The organism is Streptomyces sp. NA04227 (assembly GCF_013364195.1).
In the GTDB taxonomy this organism is placed as follows: domain Bacteria; phylum Actinomycetota; class Actinomycetes; order Streptomycetales; family Streptomycetaceae; genus Streptomyces.
On sequence record NZ_CP054918.1, the window covers coordinates 4,316,405 to 4,336,270 of the forward strand.

Here is a 19,866-nt window from a genome sequence, read left to right on the forward strand (position 1 = left end):
TCACCCCCCGGTGTCGGTCTCCTGCTCCTCGTCGGCGAACGCCTCGCGGATGCCCGCGGCGAGGTCGGTGAGCATCGAACGCACCGCGCCCGAGCTGCTGCCTGCGTCGACCTCGGCCAGACGCTGAGCAGAAGCGAGGTACGACGCGACAGCCTGCGAATGATGGCGCTCGTCCTGCGCCGGGGGCTCGTGGCTCGTCACCCGCACTACGCGCCCGTTGGGCAGCAGCTCGGTACGGGTGTAGTCGTTGGCCTCGACCCGGGCGAGGTTGGCGGACGCACGGGCGTAGAGCCGCTGTTGCAACTCGGTGCGCACTGCGGCGAGGTCCTGGCGGCGCGCCTCGGTGGCCGGTGCCACCCGGGCGCCCCCCTCGAACCGCAGCCCCAGCTCGCGCCCGATCTTCGACACGGTCGAGCTGCTGCGGCCGATCTCCCGGGCAATCGCGTTCCGGGACTTGCCAGCAGCGTGCAGGCGGCGCACCTGCTCGCGGTCGGCGTCGGTGATCGGATCGGCCACGGTGGCACCTCCCAGCCATGAGAAAGCCCCGCCACGTGGGGGGATACGTGGCGGGGCGAGTGCGTCAGGGCGGCCGGGTAAGTTTCCGGGCACGCCGAAGGCACGGCCAACATTACGGCGCCTCAAGGTCGCGAACTACCCCGAAAACAGCGACCTTCCGCGCCCGGACGGCCGAGCCCCGCAGCGCTCGGCCGCAGGGGCTCGGCCCATCAGGCAGCGGTACGCTTATGAGGGGGAGGGGGCGGAATCCGGCGGCCCACGCCCCGGGGCGTCAGTTGTCCGGGCTGCGCGTGCTGCTCGGGCAGTGACGCGCCAGGGGCGCCGAGCTGGTAGGCGAGCAGCGCGGGCGCCTCGTCAGGTGAGCAGACACCGTGGACGTGCGCGGTGCGGTAGAGCTGGGCAGCGATCCGGATGCCCTCGCGTATCGCCTCGGATTTCGACAGGCCCGTGCGCATGAGCACCGCGAAATCCGCAGCGAGCGCGCCATCGACGCGTACGGAGGGGCGGTCACCGGGCGCGGGAGGGGGTGTTCTCGCGGGCCCGGGTAGGGTTCTGGTCAGCCATGGCGGGGTTTGCTCCCGTTCGTGGTCAGGCCCGTCCGGCGGTGGAGTCGTCGAGGCGGGCCGCTTGGGTCTGGGCGGGCCCGCCCCGCGCGCGGCGAGGCGGGCCTCGGTCGTTGTCAGGTGAAGAGGGCGCCCTGCTGCCCGTCGGGCTCCGTGCCGTCGAGGGTGAGCTGCTGCGAGGGCTCGGCGCCGATCCACTCGCGGCGCCATGTGCCGTCGGCCGCCTCGGACTGCTCAACAGCCGTCACGGCCTCGGCGAGTTCGCCTGCCCCTTCGCTGTCCGCGCTCGTCTGCGCCAGCGCGAAACCGAGCCTGGCCGCGAGCCGTTCGGCGGCGTCCACGCTCGCCACATACATGCCGTCTTCGATCTCCCGCGCGGGAACCTTGAGGCCGTGCAGCTCGCCATGCTGCTCGGTGATCGCGACCGGCCACGCGCTGTTGAGGAAGCCGACCACCTGCTCGCGCTCGATCAGGAGCAGGTCCCCGTCTTCGATGTCGTCCCGTGTCTGCGTGGCGTCGTAGGCACTGCGCGTGCTCGTGAAGCGGTGCACCACGGCCTTTCCGTTGGCGCGGTACAGGCGGCGCACCTCGCTCCGCATCTTGGGGACGCGTGCGAGCCAGCCACGGGCGGCGCGTTCCTCGTCGCGGCTGCGCTCGTCGGCGTAGAGCAGAGTCTCGGCGTACTCGGTGATTACCTCGATCACGTCCAAAGACGCGGTGAAGACGCGCGAGTTTCCTCGGCCTGCCGTGCTCGTCTCCAGCGCAATGCGCGTGGCGCGCGAGGCGGGATCGGCGTCCTCGGTGCCCGTGACGAGCTGCGTGCCCTCCAGGAACTCGACGAGTGCGCCAGCAACGACGGTCGAGATGCCGAGCGGCTGCGCGTTGTCGCTGTTGTGGTTGCTGTTCATGGGGTTTGCTCCCGTCCGTGTGGGATGCGGTCCGCGTGGTGGTGGAGTCACCAAGGCGAACTCGCGAGGAAGGCGGGGGCCGAGCGCTGCTGCTCGGCCCCCGTGCTGCTCAGGCGAGGCGTGCGGCGGGGATGATCAGGGTGAAGTCATCGGCTGGCCACGGGTCGCAGGTCTCCCACGGGCCCGAGGGGTACCCGTCGGTGAGCACCACGTGCGGCACGTCGCGTTCGGCGAGTTCGCACACGCCGCACTGGCATTCCGGCTTGAACGGCTGCGGGTGCGCCTCGTACTGGTCGTTGAAGTAGTCCGCGCGCTGCATGCCGCTCTTGGGGATGCAGAACGAGGCGAGGATCAGGTCGCCTTCGACCACGTCGCGCGCACGCACGGGACGCGCGTGCACAGGGTCGACGAGCAGCGGCGCATGGCTCTCGTCGCGCGGTTCCTCGGTGACGATCACGGGGGAGAACTCGGCCTCAACGCTGGTCTGCCGCGCTTCGACGGTGGTCTGCGCCTCGCGGGTGTGGTTGGGGTCGTCGCAGTCGGCGCCGCGCTCGCACTCGCATGCGCAGGCGCACTCGACAGGGGTGATCCAGAACTCGATGTCGCCGATGATGTGGCGCTCGCCGACACGTGCCTCGGTGTCCTCGCGGGTGAGGTGGACGTGCGCGAGGAAGTGGTCGAACGCTTCGGCCTCGGCGCCCTCGTAGTCCTCGGCGGTGTTGGCCACGTTGTCGTCGTTCCAGTCGCGGGCGAACGCGAGGTCCCCGATGCACTCGACGCGGTACTCGGGCGCCTGCCCGATCTTGTTCTGTCCGATGTGGTAGCGGGCGCGGGTCTTGTTGTTCATGGGGTTTGCTCCCTTCGTTGGTGGGCTCCGCCGGGTGGAGTCCGGTGGAGCGGTCTCCAGTTATAGGGGGGCCTAGAAGGGTGTGTCAAGGGGGGTCTATAAATCCCGTGCGGGAAGGCCGTACCCTGCTGTCATGACGGACACCCACCACCCGCCAGACGAGGTACGCGCAGCGCTTCGCACCCTCGCCGCCGACCACGTCGAGGCCGTACGCGCGCTGCTCGACGGCATCGCCGACCCCGTCGCGCGCGAACGCGCCGCCCGCTTCTACACCGACGAACTGCTGCCCGACGTCGTCCAAGGCGGCGCCAAGTCCGTGCGCCGCGAGGCCATCCGGGAACTGCGCGGACAGGGTCTGACCCTGCGCGAGGTGTCCGGGCTCACCGGCCTTTCCGTGCCGCGCGTCGACCAATTGGCCAAAGGCAAGTAGCAGCCGACGCGCGGCACGGAGGGAACCTCACGCGGCGCGCACGCTGCCCGGCCCGCCGGAACCCAGCGCGGCGACCAGGGCCGGAACGTTGCGCCACAACCACACGCGGCGCCCCAGCTCGTCACGGTCCACCGGCGCCGTGCATCCCGCCCCGGTCGAGCACGTCACCCGCGGCGGCTCGCCGGGCCCGGTATGCAGCGTCAGCTCACCCGCGCACCACGGGCACACCCGGTCCGGAACCACAGTCGCCCGGTCATCGAGGCCGAGCTCGCGCAGCAGCCGGGCCTCACAGCGTCGCGCGGCCTGGTGCGCCTCGTGCAGTAGGTGCTCGGGCAGCTCGCCGAACGGCGCCGCGAACAGGGTCCCATCGCGGCCCTGCTCGGGTGTGGTGTCCTCGTCGAGCAGCCTGCCCTCGACCCACACCACGGCCCACGGCAGCCCGTGCGCCCGGCTGCCCGGCGAGGTTGGGCTGCGGAATGTCCAGCGCCGCGGGTCATCCAGGCTCGCGCGCTGCACGACGGCGGCGAGGGTGTCGGCGAGGTCGAACACCGCGCGCTCGATGACGAGGCCGGTGTCGAGGGCGGAGAGGTTGAGCGGGGCAGGGTGCTCGCGCAGCACCAACGGCGCCCGCTCGACCAGGGGTTCATCATCGACGGGGCGCAGGGTGTGCGCGAGCTGTCGCGGCGGCCACACCTCGGCCGGCGCGGTTTCGATCGCGAGCAGCAGCTCGCCCCACCGGTCCCGGATCGTGCGCAGTGCCGCGGCACCATCCCGGCGGGCGCTCTCGGCGGTAGTCATGGGTGCACTTCCTTTCTGGGTCACGCGGCGGCCGCCGTATCGGCGTTGATGCGGTCGAGCAGCAGCCGCAGGGCTGCCGCGGCCTGCTGCGGCACCACCCCGTTACCGAGCGCCTTGAGCTGCGCCGCGCGGGAGAGGCCCGGAACCCCGGTGACGTGCCCGGCGTCAAGGCCCATCAGCCACTCAACAAACGGCGGGTCTAGGCGGCCTCGATCGTCAGTTGGCCGGGGAGCGGGCCGGGTGAGCCGTTCCCATCGGCCGACCGCTTGCGCGTACGCGCCCCAATCGACGTCGTCGCGTTCGACAGGTAGACCTGATGCCCCTGCGCCGCTCTCTCCTCCGCTGTCGCGTAGTTCGATCCGTGGTCGCTCGCTGAGGGCGTGGGCAGCAGCGCCGGGGCAATCGGCTCCAACGAGGGGCGTACCGAAGCGCCGGGCGAGGGCGACTGATTGCTGCCATACGGCGTCGCCGTGCGAGTCGGCAGCAGCCGGGCCGCTGTGCTCGCCAGGGTCAGACTCCCGTCCCCGTGCTTCTGGTTCGGGCTTCCCTTGGTGCCGTCGCTCGCCCGGGGCGTGGGGAGCAGCGTCGCGGCGTCCGTCAGCGTCTTGCCGTGTCCCTCGCCGTACGGTGCCCCGTCCCGGCGCCGGGTTCGCGTTCCTCGGGAATCCGCCACAGTCGGCGTCGGCAGCAGGTGCTCGACCTCGTCGGCCAGATTCGGCCCGTGCCCGCCCCTCTTGCGCTTGTCCGGATGCTGCGACCCCCCGTTCGAGCCCAGGTTCGAGGTCGGTGTCTTCAGCAGCCGCACCCGCGAGCGCAAGGTGCCGACCCCGCGCCGGTTCATCGGTCCGGGCCCGTTCGCCTCGCTCGCCGTCGGCGTGGGCAGCAGCGTCCCCGCCACCGAGGGCAACCCGTCCGGGTACCCCACTCCCTTGCCGTCCCGCGCCCGCGGTGTCGGCAGGCCAGGCAACGACGAATACCCGCTCTCGCTGGTGGGGAGCGCCGATCTCCGAAGCGCGTACGCTCGCCCACTCCGCATCGAACCCGAGGCCGGCCAGGTCGCCAAGTACGGCGCCGAGTGCTCGCAAAGCAGGCTCAGCGCTTGTGTCTCCCAGACACCACGGGCAGGGCTCCATATCGCTATGAGCCTGCGTCGAGAGGATGCCGCGGACATTCTCAATCACCACCAAGGAGGGTCGAAGGAAGCTGATAGCGCGCGCCACGTGCAGCCACAGACCGGACCGGGTGCCCTCGGCGATACCGGCCCGGCGGCCGGCGAGGCTCAGGTCGGTGCACGGGAACCCGGCACACACGACGTCGACGGGCTCGACGTCGTGAAAGTCGAGCGCGGACAGGTCGCCGAGGTTGGGAACGTCGGGCCAGTGCCGGGTGAGGATCGCCGAGGCGTGCGGGTCGATCTCGCTGTGCCAAGCGACCTCACCACCGACCACGGACCGCACGCCCTCGTCAAGGCCGCCGTATCCACTGCACAGGCTGCCGATACGAACGTCACTCACGCGGCACGCTCCTCGTCTGCCCGTCGGGTGAGCAGGCCCTCGACGTGCGCGGCCAGGCCCGGCCAGTCCGGAGCCCCGCAGGCACGCTGTGTGTTGGCGAGGTAGGCGCCGAGGCGCTGCACCGTGGCCTCGGTTTCGGTGAGTCGCTGCTCGGACCGTTCGAGCCGGGCCTCGGCAGCGACGAGGGCCTGCTCGGCTGCGGCATACCGTGCGCGCAGGGTGCGCGCCGTGGCCTGCGCCCCGCCGTTGCTGCGCCGCGCGGCGTCGAGGCTGTAAAGGCCGGTGCGCAGCAGCTCGGCCTCGCCAGTGAGCAGCGTGCCCCGCTCCGCGCGGTCGACCAGGTGCAGCAGCGCCGCAACGTCGGTCACTGGAACCCCACCGCCTTCGGGGCCTGCTTGGGCTGCTCGGGCACGACGTACGCGACGGTGAGCGCGCGGCCGTGGACGCGCAGCACTGCGTCGGTGGCGGGCTGGCCCGCGCTGCCGAGTTCACCGCGTACGACGTCGAGGAGTTCGGCGAGGTCGACGAGCGAGGCCGGAAGCGGAAGGGTGCGCTCGGCCCGTATCTCGTGCACCTCGCGACGGGGAGGAACGGACAAGGGAATCACTCCAATTCGGAAAGGTGTGGCCGCCCGTACGCGCGCGTAGGGCGCGCTCGACCGGTCGCGCGAGCCGCGCTCAGAGCGGCGGTTGGCTGGTCTGCGGGGCGGGGGTGGTTTCGGTGAGCTGCCATCCGTCGGCGGCGAGGGCTGCGAGGACGGCCTCGGCGTCGGCCAGGGCTGCCGGGTCGACGGGCTGCGGTGCGCGGTGGATGCCCGGGCGCCGGGAGGCGAGGGCGCCGGCGAGGGCGGCACGTTCGGCGCCGGTCATGCCGCAGCCCCGCCGTTGTCGTCAGTGATGCGGGCGTAGAACTGCTGCCGGGCGTCGTGGGTGTGCTCGCGCAGTTCGCGCCCGCTGGGGGTCTTGCAGCGGTGGCGGGCGGCGGCGCGGCACGTGGGCACCGGGCAGGCGACGGCCAGTTCGGGGAAGCGTTCGCGCTGGGCGCCGAGACCGGCCGCGGCGAGCTGTTGCGCGGCGTCGGCCGGTACGTACACGCGGGCCTCGGCGACACCGGCGACGAGCTCGGCAACGCGCTGGGCACGGGCGTTGTTCAGGGCGGCGCGGTAGAGGGCGGGCGAGGTCTGGCCGGTGGCCACGGCGGCGCGGGTGTCGGCGAGTTCGGCGCGGTAGGCGGCGACATCGTCGGGGTCCGCGGCCGGTACGGGGTCCGTGTGGCGGTTCATGAGCGCGTGCCGGTGCTCGGCCCATACGGCGAGCAGGTGGTGCGGCTCGATCGCGAAATAGCGGGCGGTGCGGTCGCCGCGGTGCTGCTCGTAGTACCGGCGCACGGCGGTCGTGGCGTCCCATGAGCCGTCGGCGAGGGTGGCGGGGACGTGGGAGAGGGCGGCGGCCCATTCGTCGATGGTGCGGGCGGCCTGGTGCTCGTCGACGAGGCTTCGGCGCACGCGGCTGTCGAGGGTGGCGGCGTAGTTGAGCAGGGCTGCTATCTGGCGTCGGTTCACTGGGCTTGCTCCCGTTCGAGCAGGGCGAGGCCGGCGAGCAGGGTGTCGCTGTGGCCGGCTGCGGGGCGGCGCATCGGCACGACGTTCCCGGCCGCCATGGCCGGACCGGTGGGGGCGCTTGCGGGCAGGCTGGGAAGCGCGCGCCATCCGGGGAGGAAGTACCGGCCTGACTGGGGGCGGCTGCGGGCGTTGTCCCACATGCCGCGGGCGTGGTCGACGAGGACGGGCACGGTGCAGCGGTCGATCAAGGCGTGCAGCAGCAGCCACTCGTCGGCCGACAGTTCCCACCCGACGACGAGGCCGGCCGCAGTCATGGCATCGACCAGGGGACGCACCGGTTCGGCGATCCGTGGTGCCGAACTCGCGCGGGGGGCTTGCTTGTTGGTACCCCCGTAGGGGGTACTCGGGTCGGGTCGGGTCTGGTCTACGCGCGCGCCCGTGAGGCGTCCGCCGTGACGGTCCCCGGTGACCTGCGGTTCCGCCTGAAAACCGAGGTCTGATTCGGGGGCCGGTTGGGTTTCGTTTCGCGTCGCGTTCGTCGGCGAATCGGATGCGTTTCGGGGCCGGTTCGCGTCCCGGTTGCGCTGGTGCTGCTTGCGCTGCGCGTCCTTGCTGCGGCCCTCGCGGACCTGGGTGCGCGTCGGGTTGGGCACGAGGTAGTCGTGCAGCACGTAGTCGCCGGCCTCGGGTTGCGGGCAGCGTGCGCAGGTGTGCCCCTGCTCGTGCAGCAGCCCCACCGACACGAGCTTGCGCAGTTGCGGGGCGGTGCCGTAGTCGCGTGCGACAGCGCCGAGCACCACCCCGTCGGTCAGGTGCTGCCCGGCGTACGACAGGAGGCGAGCGAACAGGCCAGCGGCGGCGTTGCCCGCGCTGCGCACCTTCGGGTGACTGTGGAACCCGTCATCCAACTTGGTCCACACGGGCCCGGTGCCTCCTCCCTGGTGTGGCGGGGGCCTCGGGCAGGAAGTCGGGCCACTGGACCCCGTCGAGGGCCCGCAGGTGCTGCTCGGGCACCGTGGCGAGGGGCGCGCCGAGGCGGTGCCGTCCCATGGCGGCGAGCACGTAGGCGTCGGCCTCGTTGTCGTTGGCGACGTCGACGGCGTACCGGTCGCGGACGGCGTCGAGCACGTCCTGCTTGGGGGCGTTGCCGCGGCCGGTGGCGTACTGGGCCCGGCAGGCGGGCGGCACGATCGCGACGGGCAACTCGCGGGCGTGCAGGGCGTCGACGACGAGCCACCACAGTCCGGCCCGGTCCCACGTGCCCGCCCCCTGCGAGCCGTATGAGGGGCCCTCGACGAGGACGAGGTCGGGCCGGCCGGTGGCGAGCAGGATCTCGGCGAGCAGGGACCGCAGCCGTGTCCGACGGGCGCCCGCGCGGTCGGACACACGGCCGGTGCTGCGCACGGTGCGCGCCCATCCGGGGCCCGCGATGCCCGTTGCGCGCAGCGAGAGATCGAGGCCGATCACGCGCGGGGCCCCGGCCGTGTCCGACAGTGCCGCGGGTGCAAACAGGCTGGTCACGAGGCATCCGTCGCCGTGTCGGACGGGCTGTCAGACGCAGGGTCGGACGGCTCGCCGGTGGTGTCGGACGCGTCGACGGTCTCGCCCTCGATGTAGTCGGGCACGGCGTCGATTCCGTCCGCCGTGGCGTCCCGGCGCACCATGCCGTCGTGGGCGACGGCCTGCGCGAGCTCGCTCGATTTCGGCAGCAACTTGAAGAGCTGGCGTATGGCGGTCTTCTTGGCCATGGCGTCGTAGTCGGTGCGCCACGGTCCCGAGTCCCGCGCCTTGGAACGGCGGCGCACCGCCTCGATGTCACCGGGCGACAGCACGACGAACGCGCTCCCGCCGTTCTTCAGCCGGGCAACGGCGTAGTACGCGACAGGTTGACCGCGGTCGGCGGCCATCGACGGCACGTGGCGCAGCACCGGATCGAGCCCGTACGCATAGGTGAACTCGTCGTCGGCATAGACGACTTGAGCGTCAAGGCCAGCGGCGAGGGGGTGCTGCCAGAACAGCTTGATCATGCCCTGATAGCCGATGACGAGCTGCACCTCGTAGACGCGCGCGTCCTTGTTGAAGAACGGCAGCAGGTACGCCTCGCCGAGTGCGCCCCCGGGTTCGAGGCCGAGCTGCGCGCACGTCATGAGCGCACCACCGAACGAGGCGCGGGTGCACTCCGCGAGGTGCCGCACCCGGCGCAGCTCGGTCAACGCGATCCGGGCTATCCGGTCCGGCGTGAGGTGCTGGGGCAGCGCACGGGCGAGCTCGCCGCGCATCTCCTGCACGAACTGCGAGAGCGGCTGCTGTCCGGCGGGGGCAACCTGCTTGCCGGTGGCCTTGGTCTGCGCGCGCTTGGCAACGCGCTGCGTCAGTTCGGTACTCACTTCTTCCCCTTCTGGGCAGGCACGAGCAGACGCCGCGCACGGTGCGCGCGGTAGAGGTCGGGGTGTTCGGCGGCCAGGCGCTTGACGTCGAGCGCGGGCCGCGGCCGGGTGTACTGCGCGGCGAGGTCGGGGTGCGCCTCGGCGAAACGCTTCGAGGCGAAGGTGCCGTTGCGGCGCCACGTGAACGCGGTCTCGCCGCGCACCTGCACCACCTCGGCCGCGCCCGCGATCGTCTTCAACCGGGCTTCGACGGCTCGGCGTTCGTCGGCGAGATCGGCCTCGCGAGCCTTTACCGTGGCGAGCTCGTCGAGCAGGGGCTGCACCTCGGCGGGATCGGCGAGCGTGACGGCGTCCGGTTCGACCTCGTACAGGTGGGCGAGCAGGTCGGCCGTTGCCGGGGACTCGTCCACGGGCGGCGGAGTCCGGTCCTGTACGCGCTGCCAGAACTCGCCGGCGAGCTGCACCAGGTGCTCGACGAGCTGTTCGTCGCGCTCGACGCGGTGCACGACGAGGCGCTGCCCGCCGATCAGTGCGGCGACGTGCGCCTGCGAGTAGCCGGTCACCGCGAGGTACCAGTGCGTTTGCAGCGCGGGCCCGTCAGGTACCCCCTCGCGCCACTCGTCGAGTTGGTAGGCGCTGCGGGTCTTGATCTCCAGTACGCCGACGGAACCGACCGTGCCCGGTTCGAGGGCGAGGCGATCGACGTTCGCGAGCATCCACGGGCGGTCGACGTGCGCGAGCGTCCCCGGGCCGAGCGTGACGTGCAGTCCGGTGCGCTCGGCGAACACCTCGGCGACCATGGGTTCGAGGGTGTGCCCCCAGAACGCGGACTCGTCGAGGTCGGTGTCACGCGGCAGTTCGGGTAATTCGCCGACCTTGTCGAGGTAGACCTCAAGCGGACCGCGGTACTTGTCCATGCCGAGCACCGCGGCCACGTCCGAACCGCCCACCCCGCGGCGGCGCGTGGCGAACCAGTCCTCGCGGCTGAGCCCCGGCGGGGCGACCACGCGGCCGGTGGGTGTCGCAAGTGCGGAGTGCCCGGCGGTCACGGTCGCACCTTCAACAGGTCGTCACTGGCGAGGCCGTAGGGCGAAGCGAGGGCGACCAACGTCGGCATGGCAGGCGCGCGTTGCCCGGAGAGCAGGGCGGACAGCGTGCTTTCGGGCACTCCAGTGGTGCGGGAGATGGCGGCGGCACTCTCGTCCCCGTGGCGCCGAGCATGCTTGATGAGGGCCGCGCGGTTCAGGCGTAGAACTGGCAAGGCAGACGTCCCATCTTTCTTCCGAGGAAGGTTGATCTTCCTCGGAAGGAACATATGCGACACGAGTTCGATCGGACAAGGAGATATGCCACTGGCAAGGTCCAGTGAGTTAGAATTTCCAACTGAGTCCAAGCCAGGGTGGGGAGGGGATGCCCGGGAAAGTCCGCGTATGGTGCACTCGATTCTCGCCTAGCTTCCTTCCGCGATCGAAAGGAGTGTCTAGCTTCCGCGCGCGGTAGATAAGGTGCGCCCATGAACGCCACAGCAAGCGTCGCCCTGGCGCGAACCTTCGGCGCCTTCGTCAAAGCAGCAGCCCTCAAGGCGGGCTACCCCGTAGACGATCAGCGCAGCGGGGCCAGAAGTCGACTCGCGGTCGACGCCGGCATGAGTCCGGCCACCGTGAGCCGCATTCTCAACGGCCAATCGCTGCCTGACCCGAACCATCTTGAGGGACTGTCGCGAGCGATCCATGTCCCGGTGAGTCAACTTCTCGTTCGATCAGGTGTCGTGAGCGAGGGCGCTCTCAGTGGTGCTGCACCTTCTGCGGTCCCGCCCCTCAGCGTCGAGGACATCGCGGAAGCGCTGGGGATCAGGAGCCCGAACAACGTGGAACTGCTCCGCGGGCTCGTTCGCACGCTGCAACAGACAGAAGGAATCGACGAGTCGGGCCACGGCGGAGAACAAGCTCACACGCGTTGAGCCTCCCCCAGAGGAAAGCCCTAAGTGCACGCCACCCGTAAAAGGATCATCCACCTACGACTCACGCTCATCGCATCAGTCGCCTTCGTGGTCTTCACCATCGCGTCACTGACGGCCGCCATGGGCCAAAACGACGTTGTCACTCTTGACGGGGCGATCGTCCTTACCGCCCTCAGCGCGCTCCCGTGGGTGACGTCCTACTTCCAGGAACTGAACCACAAGACCGAAGACGACCGCGCAGACCTTCTCGTCACGGAACTGCGGGAAGCCCAGCACCGCCAGGACACCAGCATTGAACGACTCAATGCCGCGCGGTCGTTCTTTCAGGACGCACGCCGCGCCAGCGAAGTAGCCTGGCGCCTCGCTGACGAAGCTGCGGCCCGCGCAGAAGAAGAGCGCGACCAGCTCCAAGCCGCGCGCCAGCAGTGGGAACTCGACCGCGAGGCCGAGCTGCTGAAAGCTTTCGCCCACGGTGTTCAGCTCGGCAAGTCCGAGTCCTGCCTCTGTGAGGCAGACGAACAGGGCGACGTGCTCAGCTTGGACCGCTACCGGAGCACTCGCCCCTCGCCGCAGCAGCCGACCCCGGAGGGCCCCATCAACTGACAGCCAGGCGAGGCCATGCGCCACGTTCACGCGTCTGCGGGAATCCTCAATGTCATTGAATCTGTGCTGCACAGAGGGGCCCCAGTGTGAGGCCATTGTGAGGCCGGACTGCTGTGAACACGTTGATATGAGTTGAATGCAAGAGGGGTGCCGCCCGGCGCTGACCTGCACAAATAGCCACCGGGCGGCAGAGGTTGGAACCCCCCGTCACAAAAGATCTTGAGCTTTTAATCCATTGGTTGTGGGTTCGAGTCCCACACGGCCTACGGGGAAATGAGCCGGGATTCCCGCTCTGACCTGTTACTTAGCGCCTCGGTTCCGCTCTGCGGACCGGGGCGCTTCGGTTTTCCCGGCCCCGTGCGTGAGAGGGGACAGCCCAAGGAGTGGCCGGCACCGACTGGGTTCGATGACCGTGGGCTCTCCTGTCCGTCCCCTCGTACGCGAGGGGTGCTGGTCGCGATCGGCGTGCGTACGCTTCCCCGCATGTCCCAGTCTCAACGAGCCGTGGTCGGCGGGGTGTTGGCCGCAGTTCTCGTGGTCGCGGTTCTCGCGGTCGAGAGCTCGTCCGGCGATTCCGTACCCGTCACCGTCCTGTCCGGGGCGCTGATGCTGGCGGGTTTCGTGGCGCTCCGCTGGCGGCGGCGACGGCCGGTGTGGGTCGCGGTGTTCGTGCTGGCCTGCAGCATGGCCTACTTCCCGCTCTCGGAACGGGATGTGCCGGTGCTGCTGGCCGCCTTCGCCTTCGCGCTGTTCACCGTCGCGGCCGAGGGCTATCTGCTCGCCGCCGCCACCCTCGCGGTGTCGACCATGCTGATGATCGCCATCTCGGAGCAGATCGGCTCCCCGGACGGCCGCCACGTGGACGACACCTCGATCTTCCTGCTGCTCGGCTGGTTCGTCGGCCTCGTCGCGGCGGGCCACGCGTACAGCACCAGGCTGGCCTATCTGCGCGAGGCCGAGCAGCGTGCACTGGCGGCGGAGCGGGAGCGCGACGCACGGGCACGGCAGTCGGCGATCGAGGAGCGGCTGCGGATCGCGCGCGAGCTGCACGACGTGCTCGGCCACAACATCTCGCTGATCAACGTGCAGTCGAGCGCCGCCATGCACCGGCACGCCAAGGGCAGGACCGGCGCGGCCGAGATGGCGCCCGCGATGGAGGCCATCCGGGACACCAGCCGCGAGGCGCTGCGCGAACTGCGGGCCACGCTCGGCGTGCTCCGGCAGGTGGACGAGGCGGCGCCGACCGTCCCCGCCGACGCCGGACTGACAGAGATCGCCGGGCTGGCGGACCGGGCGTCCACGGCCGGACTCTCGGTGCGTACGGTGATGGAGGTACCGCGGGAGGTGCCGCGGCTGCCTCCCCAGGTGGGGCTGGCGGCGTACCGGATCGTGCAGGAGTCGCTGACGAACATCGTGCGGCACGCGGAGGCGACGGAGGCGGTGGTCACGGTACGGCTGGAGCACGACGGCGGCGCTGCCGACGACGGCGGTGACACGAGCGTGCGCGTACGCATCGAGGACAACGGCAAGGGCATGCCCGGCGTACGCGACGGCGCGGGCCGGCACGGTGCCACCGGCCTCGGCGGCAGCGGACTGGGCGGCATGGCCGAACGGGCACGGGCCCTCGGCGGCGAGTTGACGGCGGAGAACATCCCCGGCCGCACCGGAGGCATCTCCGGCTTCCGGGTGGAGGCACGGATTCCGGTGGAGGACGGTAGATGATCAGGGTTGTGCTGGCCGATGACCAGCGACTCGTGCGGGCCGGGTTCCGCTCGATACTCGACGACGAGGACGACATCGAGGTCGTCGGCGAGGCCGCGAACGGTGTGGAGGCCGTACGCCTCGCCCGCGAACTGCGGCCGGATGTCGTCCTCATGGACATCCGGATGCCGGAGAAGGACGGCCTCGAGGCCACCGGTGAGATCGTCGGCGACCAGCGGCTGGAGGGCGTACGGGTGGTCATCCTCACCACCTTCGACGTCGACGACCACGTGTACGGGGCGCTGCGCGCCGGCGCCTCGGGCTTCCTGGTCAAGGACACCGAACCGATGGAACTGCTGCACGGCGTACGGGTCGCCGCGCGCGGCGACGCACTGATCGCCCCGACCGTGACGCGGCGCCTGATCGCGGAGTTCGCGGGCCGCGTCAAGCGCCCCGAGCCGAGCACCCGGCTCAACAGCCTCACCCAGCGGGAGCGCGAGGTGATGGGCCTGGTCGGTGCGGGGCTGACCAACGACGAGATCGCCCAGCGGCTCGTACTGAGCCCGGCAACGGCGAAGACCCATGTGAGCCGGGTGATGACGAAGCTGGACGTCCGAGACCGCGCCCAACTGGTCGTCCTGGCCTACGAGTCCGGGATGATCACCCCAGGCTGGCTGGGATAGCCGTATCGAGTTGACGTCGGCCGTCACGGTCGTCCGGCCGCCTGAGCAGGCCGGGGCGATCTTCGCCGACGTCCGCAAGTTCACGCCGACGTCCTCGAGTTCATGTCGACGTCCTCAAGTTCCCTTACTTCGTTACCGACATGGCCCTCATGCCGGAGGCGTGGGCGGCCCGTGACGGTGCTCGGCATGCGCCATGCCCGAGTTGCTCTGTCGGGTGGGCTGTGACATTCACATTCCGCATGCCATGAGTGCCCAGTGCCTCGGGGCGGCCGCAACTCCCGTGGTACGGCGCCTCTTTCGGACGCAACTCCTGGGGTACGCCGGGTCGTGACCCCAGGCTGACGCGGCGCACCAAGCCGTCACCGCACTGTGTTCCCAGGTCGAGGGACCGGGAGCACAGAAGGGGGTGGCGGCGGTGGACTCGTCGGTGGAAGCGGTGGTCGGAGCGCTCGCGATCGGGCTGCTCGGCTTCTTCACCGTCGGCTACTTCGTCGTGGTCGGTGCCGGGCTTGGCCTGGGCATGCTGCTGCCCTGGCTGGCCCACGACCCGCGCGAAAGGCGGCAGGTGCTGGCCGCCTCGGCACGCGGTGGCGCCGCGTGGCTGGTCGCCGCGGCCGGGGTGCTCCTGACCTGTCTGCCGCAGATGGCGGGGGAGTTGCTCCGTGAGCGTTGTCCTGCCCTCCTCGTGCTGCTGCTCGGCCTGGCCGTGCGCCGTGCGGGTCTGCTGCGCGCCAACCAGGCGTCGGTGTACGGGTGTTGGCTGACGGTGCTCGGCTGGAGCTGGCTGCTGGCCTCGCTGCTCACCGGCCGAACGACCGGGGCGACCGGTACGACGGCCGCCGGGACGGTGGCCGTCGTGGCGCTCGCCGTGGCCCTGCTGTTCGCCCTGCACGGGCTGGGTTTCGGGACTCTGCGGCTCACCGGCAGGCCCTTTGAGCGGGCCCGGCTGCTGGCGGGCCGCGGCAGCTCACGCGAGTTGTACGCGCTGACCGCCGTGGCGATGGTGGCGCTGCCGCTGGTCTGCGGCCTCCAACTGCCGCTGTGGGATGCGGCGGTGGACGGGCCGGTGGGCGGGTCGCCGACGTGGCTGGCATGGCTGCCGTGGGTGGTCGTGCCGCTGCTGGCGGCCGTCGCGGCGCTGCTGACCGTCGCGCGGACGCAGGCCCGGCGCACCTTCCCGGACACTCTCCGCCCCGCCTTCCGCTCGGCCCTTCGAGGCACCCGACGGGGTGGCCCGCGGGGCGGGACGGGCGGTGGTGCGCCGTAGGGCGCGCGGAGGACCCGCGCAGCACAGGACTTCACAGCCTCGGAGATCCGGATCGCGGATTCGCCGACGAAGACGCCGACGAAGACGAAGACGACGCCGACGAAGACGACGACGAAGGCGACGAGACGAACATGCGTAGAGACACGGAGGAGCCGTCATGAGCAACGCACGGACCGGGCCGCGGGCCCACGGAGACACGGCCGGAGGAGGGCCGAAGAGGCCGGGGATCTTCGAGCGGATCGCCGCCTTCTCCTTCCGCCACAAGTGGCGGGCGCTGGTGCTGTGGGCCGCGGTGCTCATCGGAGTACAGGCGCTGTCCATGGTGGTGGGCAACGACTACCGCAACGACTTCTCCCTTCCGGGCACCGAGTCCCACCAGGCGCAGCGGACGTTGGAGGAGAAGGGCGCCGCGCAGGCGGGCGACAGCATCCAGATCGTCGTCCGGGACGAGGAGGGCCTGCGGACCGCCGCGCATGAGAAGCGCGTCGCGGCGATGCTGAAGAAGGTCGCCGCACAGGACAGCGTCACCGCGGTGGTGAGCCCGTACGACGACAAGTCCGCCGTCTCCCGCGACGGCACCATCGGCTACGCGACCGTCACCCTGGACGGCCTGGCCGAAGAGGTGCCCAAGGAGGAACGGGTCGAACTCATCGACACGGCCCAGGAGTTCGAGGGCGACGGGCTGCGGGTCGAGCTGGGCGGCGACGCCATCCGCAACGCGGAGGAAGGTGAGGGCGGCGCCGCCGAGGGTGCGGGCATGCTGGGCGCGCTGATCATCCTGGTCTTCCTGTTCGGCTCGGTGGTCGCGGCCGGACTGCCGGTGATCACGGCGCTGTTCGCGGTGGGCAGCACCATGGGGCTGATCGTGATGGCCTCGCACTTCGTGACCCTCGCGGACTTCACCCCGCCGCTGATGATGCTGGTCGGGCTGGGGGTCGGCATCGACTACGCGCTGCTGATCTTCTCCCGGTATCGCACGGAGCTGCTCGTCGAGGCGGCCCGGGACGGTTCCCTCGCAGGCGGCGGCGGTGCCGGTGAGGGCAACGACCGGGCTTCCCGCAAGGCCGCCGACCGCGCCAGCCGCCCCGGGCAGGAGCGTGCCGCACGCGTCGCGCTGGACGCGGCGGGCCGTACCGTCTTCTTCGCGGGCTGCACGGTCATCATCGCACTGCTCGGCATGTACGCGCTCGGTCTCGGCTCGCTCCAGGGCGTGGCCCTGGCGATGGCCCTGACCGTGCTCGTCACCATGATCGCCTCGCTGACGCTGCTCCCCGCGCTGCTGAGCGCCTTCGGCGGCCGTATCCGGCGCAATGTGCTCAAGCGGGCCCGCGGGCAGGCGGCCCGTGGCCGCAAGGAGGAGGGCACGGCTTGGCGCCGCTGGGGCGGCGGCGTGCAGCGGCATCCGTGGGCGGCGCTGCTGGTCGCCGTGGTGGCCCTGGGCGCGCTGGCCGCACCCGCGCTGAACATGCGGCTCGGTTTCGCGGACGCCGGCAACGACGCGGAGTCCACCACCAGCCGCCAGGCGTACGACCTGCTCGCGGAGGGCTTCGGGCCCGGCTTCAACGGCCCGCTGATCGTCGTCGCGGACGGCGAGGAGAAGGGCGAGCCGGTCAAGGACGCGGCGGGCACGCTCCGTACGACGCTCGAGGACACCACCGGCATCGCGGCCGTCTCCCCGGCCATCCCGACGAAGGACCCCTCGGTGGCGTTGCTCATCGCCTACCCGGCCTCCGCGCCGCAGGCCGAGGCGACCTCCGACCTGGTCGGCTCGCTGCGGGACGACATCCTGCCGCGCGTCGAGCGGGAGACCGGCACGCGGTTCCTGGTCGGCGGTGCGACGGCGGCGGCCGAGGACTTCTCGTTGAAGGTGCAGGACCGTATCTCGGTCTTCGTCGCCATCGTGGTCGGGCTCTCGGCACTGCTGCTGATGGCCGTCTTCCGCTCGGTGCTGATTCCGCTGAAGGCGGCAGTGCTCAACCTGCTGAGCATCGGGGCCTCGCTGGGCGCCGTCACGCTGGTCTTCCAGGAGGGGTGGTTCGGGGTCCAGCCGGGCCCGGTCGAGGCGTTCATACCGGTGATGATCTTCGCGATCGTCTTCGGTCTCTCCATGGACTACGAGGTGTTCCTGCTGTCCCGCATCCACGAGGAGTGGGAGAACACCAAGGACCCCTCGCACGCCGTACGGGAGGGGCTGGCGCACACCGGCAAGGTGATCACGGCCGCCGCGGCCATCATGATCGTGGTCTTCGCGGCCTTCATCCTCAGCCCGGAGCGGATGCTGCAGCAGTTCGGCCTGGGCCTGGCGGTGGCGATCCTGCTGGACGCGGTGCTGATCCGGTGCCTGATCGTGCCCGCCGTGATGCAACTCCTCGGCCGCCGCGCCTGGTGGCTCCCGGCGCCGCTGGGCAGGCTGCTGCCGCGGGTGGAGATCGAGCGCCACGAGCAGCGCGGGCCGGAGTCCGGCGAGAGCGCCCCCGAGGCGCCGGGCCAGGGCGCCCCCGAGGCGCCGGGCCAGGGCGCGTACGCGGACCCGGGCCTGCGCCGCTGACGCAGGCGGCGGCGCAGCAGCGGGGGACACCGGGAGGGGTGCACCTCCCGGCGTCACCTGCACGGGTCTCCCCGGCGGAATCCTCCCGCTTCCCGCTCCTGTCGCCGAAGGTGCCGGCGGGCTCGTGCTCTCTCGGCAAAATGCCTGCTCACGGGCACGTCTCGGGGCCTCGGAGCGGCGTAGAGTGAGAGGGCCGGAGCCGCGTTCGGGACCTTGAGTTCCACCTCGAGGAGGTGAGGACATGGAGGCAGCCGTCACCGTCGCCGTGATCGTCTTCGTGATCGTCGCGGGAATGTTCCTGATCCACCGGATCAACGTGCAGCACGGCGCAGGGACCGAAGGGTTCCGCTACCGCGGTGCCCTGCCGGGAGGCGGTCGGCGGAACCGTAAGGGCCCACGTGCGACCGCGTCGAAGGGTCCTCCTGCCGACGCCCCGCACCGTGAGCGTCGAGAGGGGAGCAAGGGGGCTCCGTGAAGTCACCGGAACCGCCGTCGGCCGGGCATGCGGAGGTGCGTATCGTCGCCGCGGATCCGGAGGTGGTTCGCGGTGTGACGGAGGTTCTCCGCCGTGGTTTCGCCGCCACCGAAGCGCGCGGTTACCCCGCGGGCGCCGACGGCGGATGACGGCCCACGTCATCCGATATGACCGAAATGGCATCCGGGGCCTACGCTGGTGAGTGGGTCCGCGCACGCTCACGTGCAACGACCCGGAAGGGCGGCCCCGGTGTGTCCATGCCGGGGCCGTTGGCCGGTCCTCCGGCGTGCTCGCATCGTGCACGAGCCCCTCGCGCTCCGGTGCGCGCAGCGTCTGGGACGGCATCCTCGGAGTGCTCGCTGGACCGGCAGAGCGGAGCCCGCTGAAACCGAGTCGTACACGAAAGGCAGGACGCCCCATGGCGAGTGGTCGGACAACGAACGCCTTCATCTGCCTCAGGATCCCCGACGAGCTCGCCGACGCCCTGGTCGACCTGCAACCGCGGTGCCGGGAGCGCGTCGACCCGCAGCACCGGGAACACATGCACATCACCCTGGGCTTCCTGCACGACGCCGACGAGCGGAAGCTGACCGAGACCCGCTCGCTGCTGACCGGAGGCACCTGGCCCGCTCCGGTCGTGCGCCTGACCGGCCAGGTACGTCATGGCAGCTGGGCCCTGACGAAGGACCCGGCCTACCGCTACGACGAGGAAGTCGTCCAGAAGGGCGAGCAGGTCCGGCTGGGCGTCGAACACAACGACGAGCTGCGCCGCCTCCAGGAAGAGATCACCCGGGGCCTGGGCATCGTCGAGAACGGTTTCTGGCCCCATGTCACGCTCGGCCTGGCCAAGGAGGACTTCGCCGCGGCTCAGGTCAGAGACCTGCCCCTGCCCTCGGCGAGCGGGGCGGCTCCGTGCGTGGACGTGCAACAGGAGGTGTCGGCCGTGGAGTTCACCACTCTCGTCCGCAAGGATTTCGCCGGGGCATGACGTGTCCCACGCGGGCTGCCGCAAAGGGCCGGCTCACAGAACCCAAGAACATGTGAGCCGGCCCATTCCTCTTTTGGGGCTTGGGGCGTTCCGGAGATCATCTGGTGAGCGGAGCAA

Annotated in this window: 25 protein-coding genes and 1 pseudogene; 9 read left to right on the top strand and 17 right to left on the bottom strand. The window is 70.9% G+C overall.

All coding sequences use genetic code 11. The features are described 5' to 3' along the window. The 4 genes from HUT18_RS18380 to HUT18_RS33850 form a co-directional block, all read right to left on the bottom strand. On the bottom strand, positions 1–516 hold the full coding sequence (locus HUT18_RS18380; RefSeq protein ID WP_176101715.1) for a helix-turn-helix domain-containing protein: 516 nt from the start codon (positions 514–516) through the stop codon (positions 1–3). Positions 517–725: 209 nt separating this feature from the next. Further along, positions 726–977, bottom strand: a complete 252-nt coding sequence (locus HUT18_RS18385) for a hypothetical protein (protein ID WP_176101716.1) — start codon at positions 975–977, stop codon at positions 726–728. Between the two features lie 218 nt (positions 978–1,195). Continuing rightward, positions 1,196–1,987 carry a hypothetical protein gene (locus HUT18_RS18390; protein WP_176101717.1) on the bottom strand — a complete coding sequence of 264 codons (792 nt, stop codon included), beginning with the start codon at positions 1,985–1,987 and terminating at the stop codon, positions 1,196–1,198. 109 nt (positions 1,988–2,096) lie between these two features. After that, on the bottom strand, positions 2,097–2,834 hold the full coding sequence (locus tag HUT18_RS33850; protein ID WP_254878682.1) for a hypothetical protein: 738 nt from the start codon (positions 2,832–2,834) through the stop codon (positions 2,097–2,099). A gap of 133 nt (positions 2,835–2,967) precedes the next feature. On the opposite strand from HUT18_RS33850, the gene HUT18_RS18400 reads away from it, so the two are divergent. Then, the gene (locus tag HUT18_RS18400) at positions 2,968–3,264 is read left to right on the top strand and encodes a hypothetical protein (protein WP_176101718.1); all 297 of its coding nucleotides are present in this window, start codon (positions 2,968–2,970) and stop codon (positions 3,262–3,264) included. 27 nt (positions 3,265–3,291) lie between these two features. Here the strand turns inward: HUT18_RS18400 and HUT18_RS18405 are convergent, their stop codons facing one another. The 13 genes and pseudogenes from HUT18_RS18405 to HUT18_RS34340 all read right to left on the bottom strand — a co-directional run bounded on the left by HUT18_RS18405 (position 3,292) and on the right by HUT18_RS34340 (position 10,839). Further along, positions 3,292–4,062: a hypothetical protein gene (locus HUT18_RS18405; protein ID WP_176101719.1), complete on the bottom strand. Its 771-nt coding sequence runs from the start codon at positions 4,060–4,062 to the stop codon at positions 3,292–3,294. Positions 4,063–4,082: 20 nt separating this feature from the next. After that, positions 4,083–4,238 (bottom strand): hypothetical protein, encoded by a 156-nt coding sequence (locus HUT18_RS33855; protein ID WP_254878683.1) that lies wholly within the window; start codon positions 4,236–4,238, stop codon positions 4,083–4,085. A gap of 23 nt (positions 4,239–4,261) precedes the next feature. After that, on the bottom strand, positions 4,262–4,987 hold the full coding sequence (locus tag HUT18_RS33860) for a hypothetical protein (RefSeq protein WP_254878684.1): 726 nt from the start codon (positions 4,985–4,987) through the stop codon (positions 4,262–4,264). Positions 4,988–5,075: 88 nt separating this feature from the next. Next, a pseudogene (locus HUT18_RS34335) lies at positions 5,076–5,576 on the bottom strand (DNA cytosine methyltransferase); the annotation flags it as partial. Continuing rightward, positions 5,573–5,944: a hypothetical protein gene (locus tag HUT18_RS18415; protein WP_176101721.1), complete on the bottom strand. Its 372-nt coding sequence runs from the start codon at positions 5,942–5,944 to the stop codon at positions 5,573–5,575. The gene HUT18_RS18415 and the pseudogene HUT18_RS34335, both read right to left, overlap by 4 nt. Next, a complete protein-coding gene (locus HUT18_RS18420; protein WP_176101722.1) occupies positions 5,941–6,174 on the bottom strand; it encodes a hypothetical protein in 234 nt (77 codons plus the stop codon). The genes HUT18_RS18415 and HUT18_RS18420 overlap by 4 nt, the downstream gene beginning before the upstream one ends. A gap of 79 nt (positions 6,175–6,253) precedes the next feature. Continuing rightward, positions 6,254–6,445, bottom strand: a complete 192-nt coding sequence (locus HUT18_RS18425; RefSeq protein ID WP_176101723.1) for a hypothetical protein — start codon at positions 6,443–6,445, stop codon at positions 6,254–6,256. Continuing rightward, positions 6,442–7,137 (bottom strand): hypothetical protein, encoded by a 696-nt coding sequence (locus tag HUT18_RS18430; protein ID WP_176101724.1) that lies wholly within the window; start codon positions 7,135–7,137, stop codon positions 6,442–6,444. The genes HUT18_RS18425 and HUT18_RS18430 overlap by 4 nt, the downstream gene beginning before the upstream one ends. Continuing rightward, the gene (locus HUT18_RS18435) at positions 7,134–8,057 is read right to left on the bottom strand and encodes a mucin-2 (protein WP_176101725.1); all 924 of its coding nucleotides are present in this window, start codon (positions 8,055–8,057) and stop codon (positions 7,134–7,136) included. The genes HUT18_RS18430 and HUT18_RS18435 overlap by 4 nt, the downstream gene beginning before the upstream one ends. Further along, positions 8,038–8,658, bottom strand: a complete 621-nt coding sequence (locus tag HUT18_RS18440) for a hypothetical protein (RefSeq protein WP_176101726.1) — start codon at positions 8,656–8,658, stop codon at positions 8,038–8,040. The genes HUT18_RS18435 and HUT18_RS18440 overlap by 20 nt, the downstream gene beginning before the upstream one ends. Beyond that, on the bottom strand, positions 8,655–9,524 hold the full coding sequence (locus tag HUT18_RS18445) for a recombinase RecT (RefSeq protein WP_217710502.1): 870 nt from the start codon (positions 9,522–9,524) through the stop codon (positions 8,655–8,657). Before HUT18_RS18445 ends, HUT18_RS18440 begins: the two co-directional genes overlap by 4 nt. After that, positions 9,521–10,573 (bottom strand): YqaJ viral recombinase family protein, encoded by a 1,053-nt coding sequence (locus tag HUT18_RS18450; protein ID WP_176101727.1) that lies wholly within the window; start codon positions 10,571–10,573, stop codon positions 9,521–9,523. Before HUT18_RS18450 ends, HUT18_RS18445 begins: the two co-directional genes overlap by 4 nt. Continuing rightward, the gene (locus HUT18_RS34340; protein ID WP_368661568.1) at positions 10,570–10,839 is read right to left on the bottom strand and encodes a helix-turn-helix domain-containing protein; all 270 of its coding nucleotides are present in this window, start codon (positions 10,837–10,839) and stop codon (positions 10,570–10,572) included. The genes HUT18_RS18450 and HUT18_RS34340 overlap by 4 nt, the downstream gene beginning before the upstream one ends. A gap of 198 nt (positions 10,840–11,037) precedes the next feature. Between HUT18_RS34340 and HUT18_RS18460 the strand changes: the two genes are divergently transcribed. The 8 genes from HUT18_RS18460 to HUT18_RS18495 all read left to right on the top strand — a co-directional run bounded on the left by HUT18_RS18460 (position 11,038) and on the right by HUT18_RS18495 (position 19,749). After that, positions 11,038–11,484, top strand: coding sequence for a helix-turn-helix domain-containing protein (locus tag HUT18_RS18460; protein WP_176101729.1), 447 nt, complete (start codon positions 11,038–11,040; stop codon positions 11,482–11,484). A gap of 24 nt (positions 11,485–11,508) precedes the next feature. Next, positions 11,509–12,087 (top strand): hypothetical protein, encoded by a 579-nt coding sequence (locus HUT18_RS18465; RefSeq protein ID WP_176101730.1) that lies wholly within the window; start codon positions 11,509–11,511, stop codon positions 12,085–12,087. A 483-nt stretch (positions 12,088–12,570) separates the two neighbouring features. Continuing rightward, positions 12,571–13,809, top strand: a complete 1,239-nt coding sequence (locus HUT18_RS18470) for a sensor histidine kinase (protein WP_176101731.1) — start codon at positions 12,571–12,573, stop codon at positions 13,807–13,809. Beyond that, entirely contained in the window at positions 13,806–14,471 is a 666-nt protein-coding gene (locus HUT18_RS18475; RefSeq protein ID WP_176101732.1) for a response regulator transcription factor, read from the top strand. The genes HUT18_RS18470 and HUT18_RS18475 overlap by 4 nt, the downstream gene beginning before the upstream one ends. Before the next feature lie 415 nt (positions 14,472–14,886). Continuing rightward, positions 14,887–15,738, top strand: a complete 852-nt coding sequence (locus HUT18_RS18480; RefSeq protein WP_176101733.1) for a cytochrome d ubiquinol oxidase subunit II — start codon at positions 14,887–14,889, stop codon at positions 15,736–15,738. A 157-nt stretch (positions 15,739–15,895) separates the two neighbouring features. Beyond that, entirely contained in the window at positions 15,896–18,286 is a 2,391-nt protein-coding gene (locus HUT18_RS18485; protein ID WP_176101734.1) for an MMPL family transporter, read from the top strand. Positions 18,287–18,527: 241 nt separating this feature from the next. Further along, a complete protein-coding gene (locus HUT18_RS18490) occupies positions 18,528–18,761 on the top strand; it encodes a hypothetical protein (protein ID WP_176101735.1) in 234 nt (77 codons plus the stop codon). 418 nt (positions 18,762–19,179) lie between these two features. Next, on the top strand, positions 19,180–19,749 hold the full coding sequence (locus HUT18_RS18495; RefSeq protein WP_176101736.1) for a 2'-5' RNA ligase family protein: 570 nt from the start codon (positions 19,180–19,182) through the stop codon (positions 19,747–19,749). The last annotated feature ends 117 nt before the right edge of the window (positions 19,750–19,866 follow it).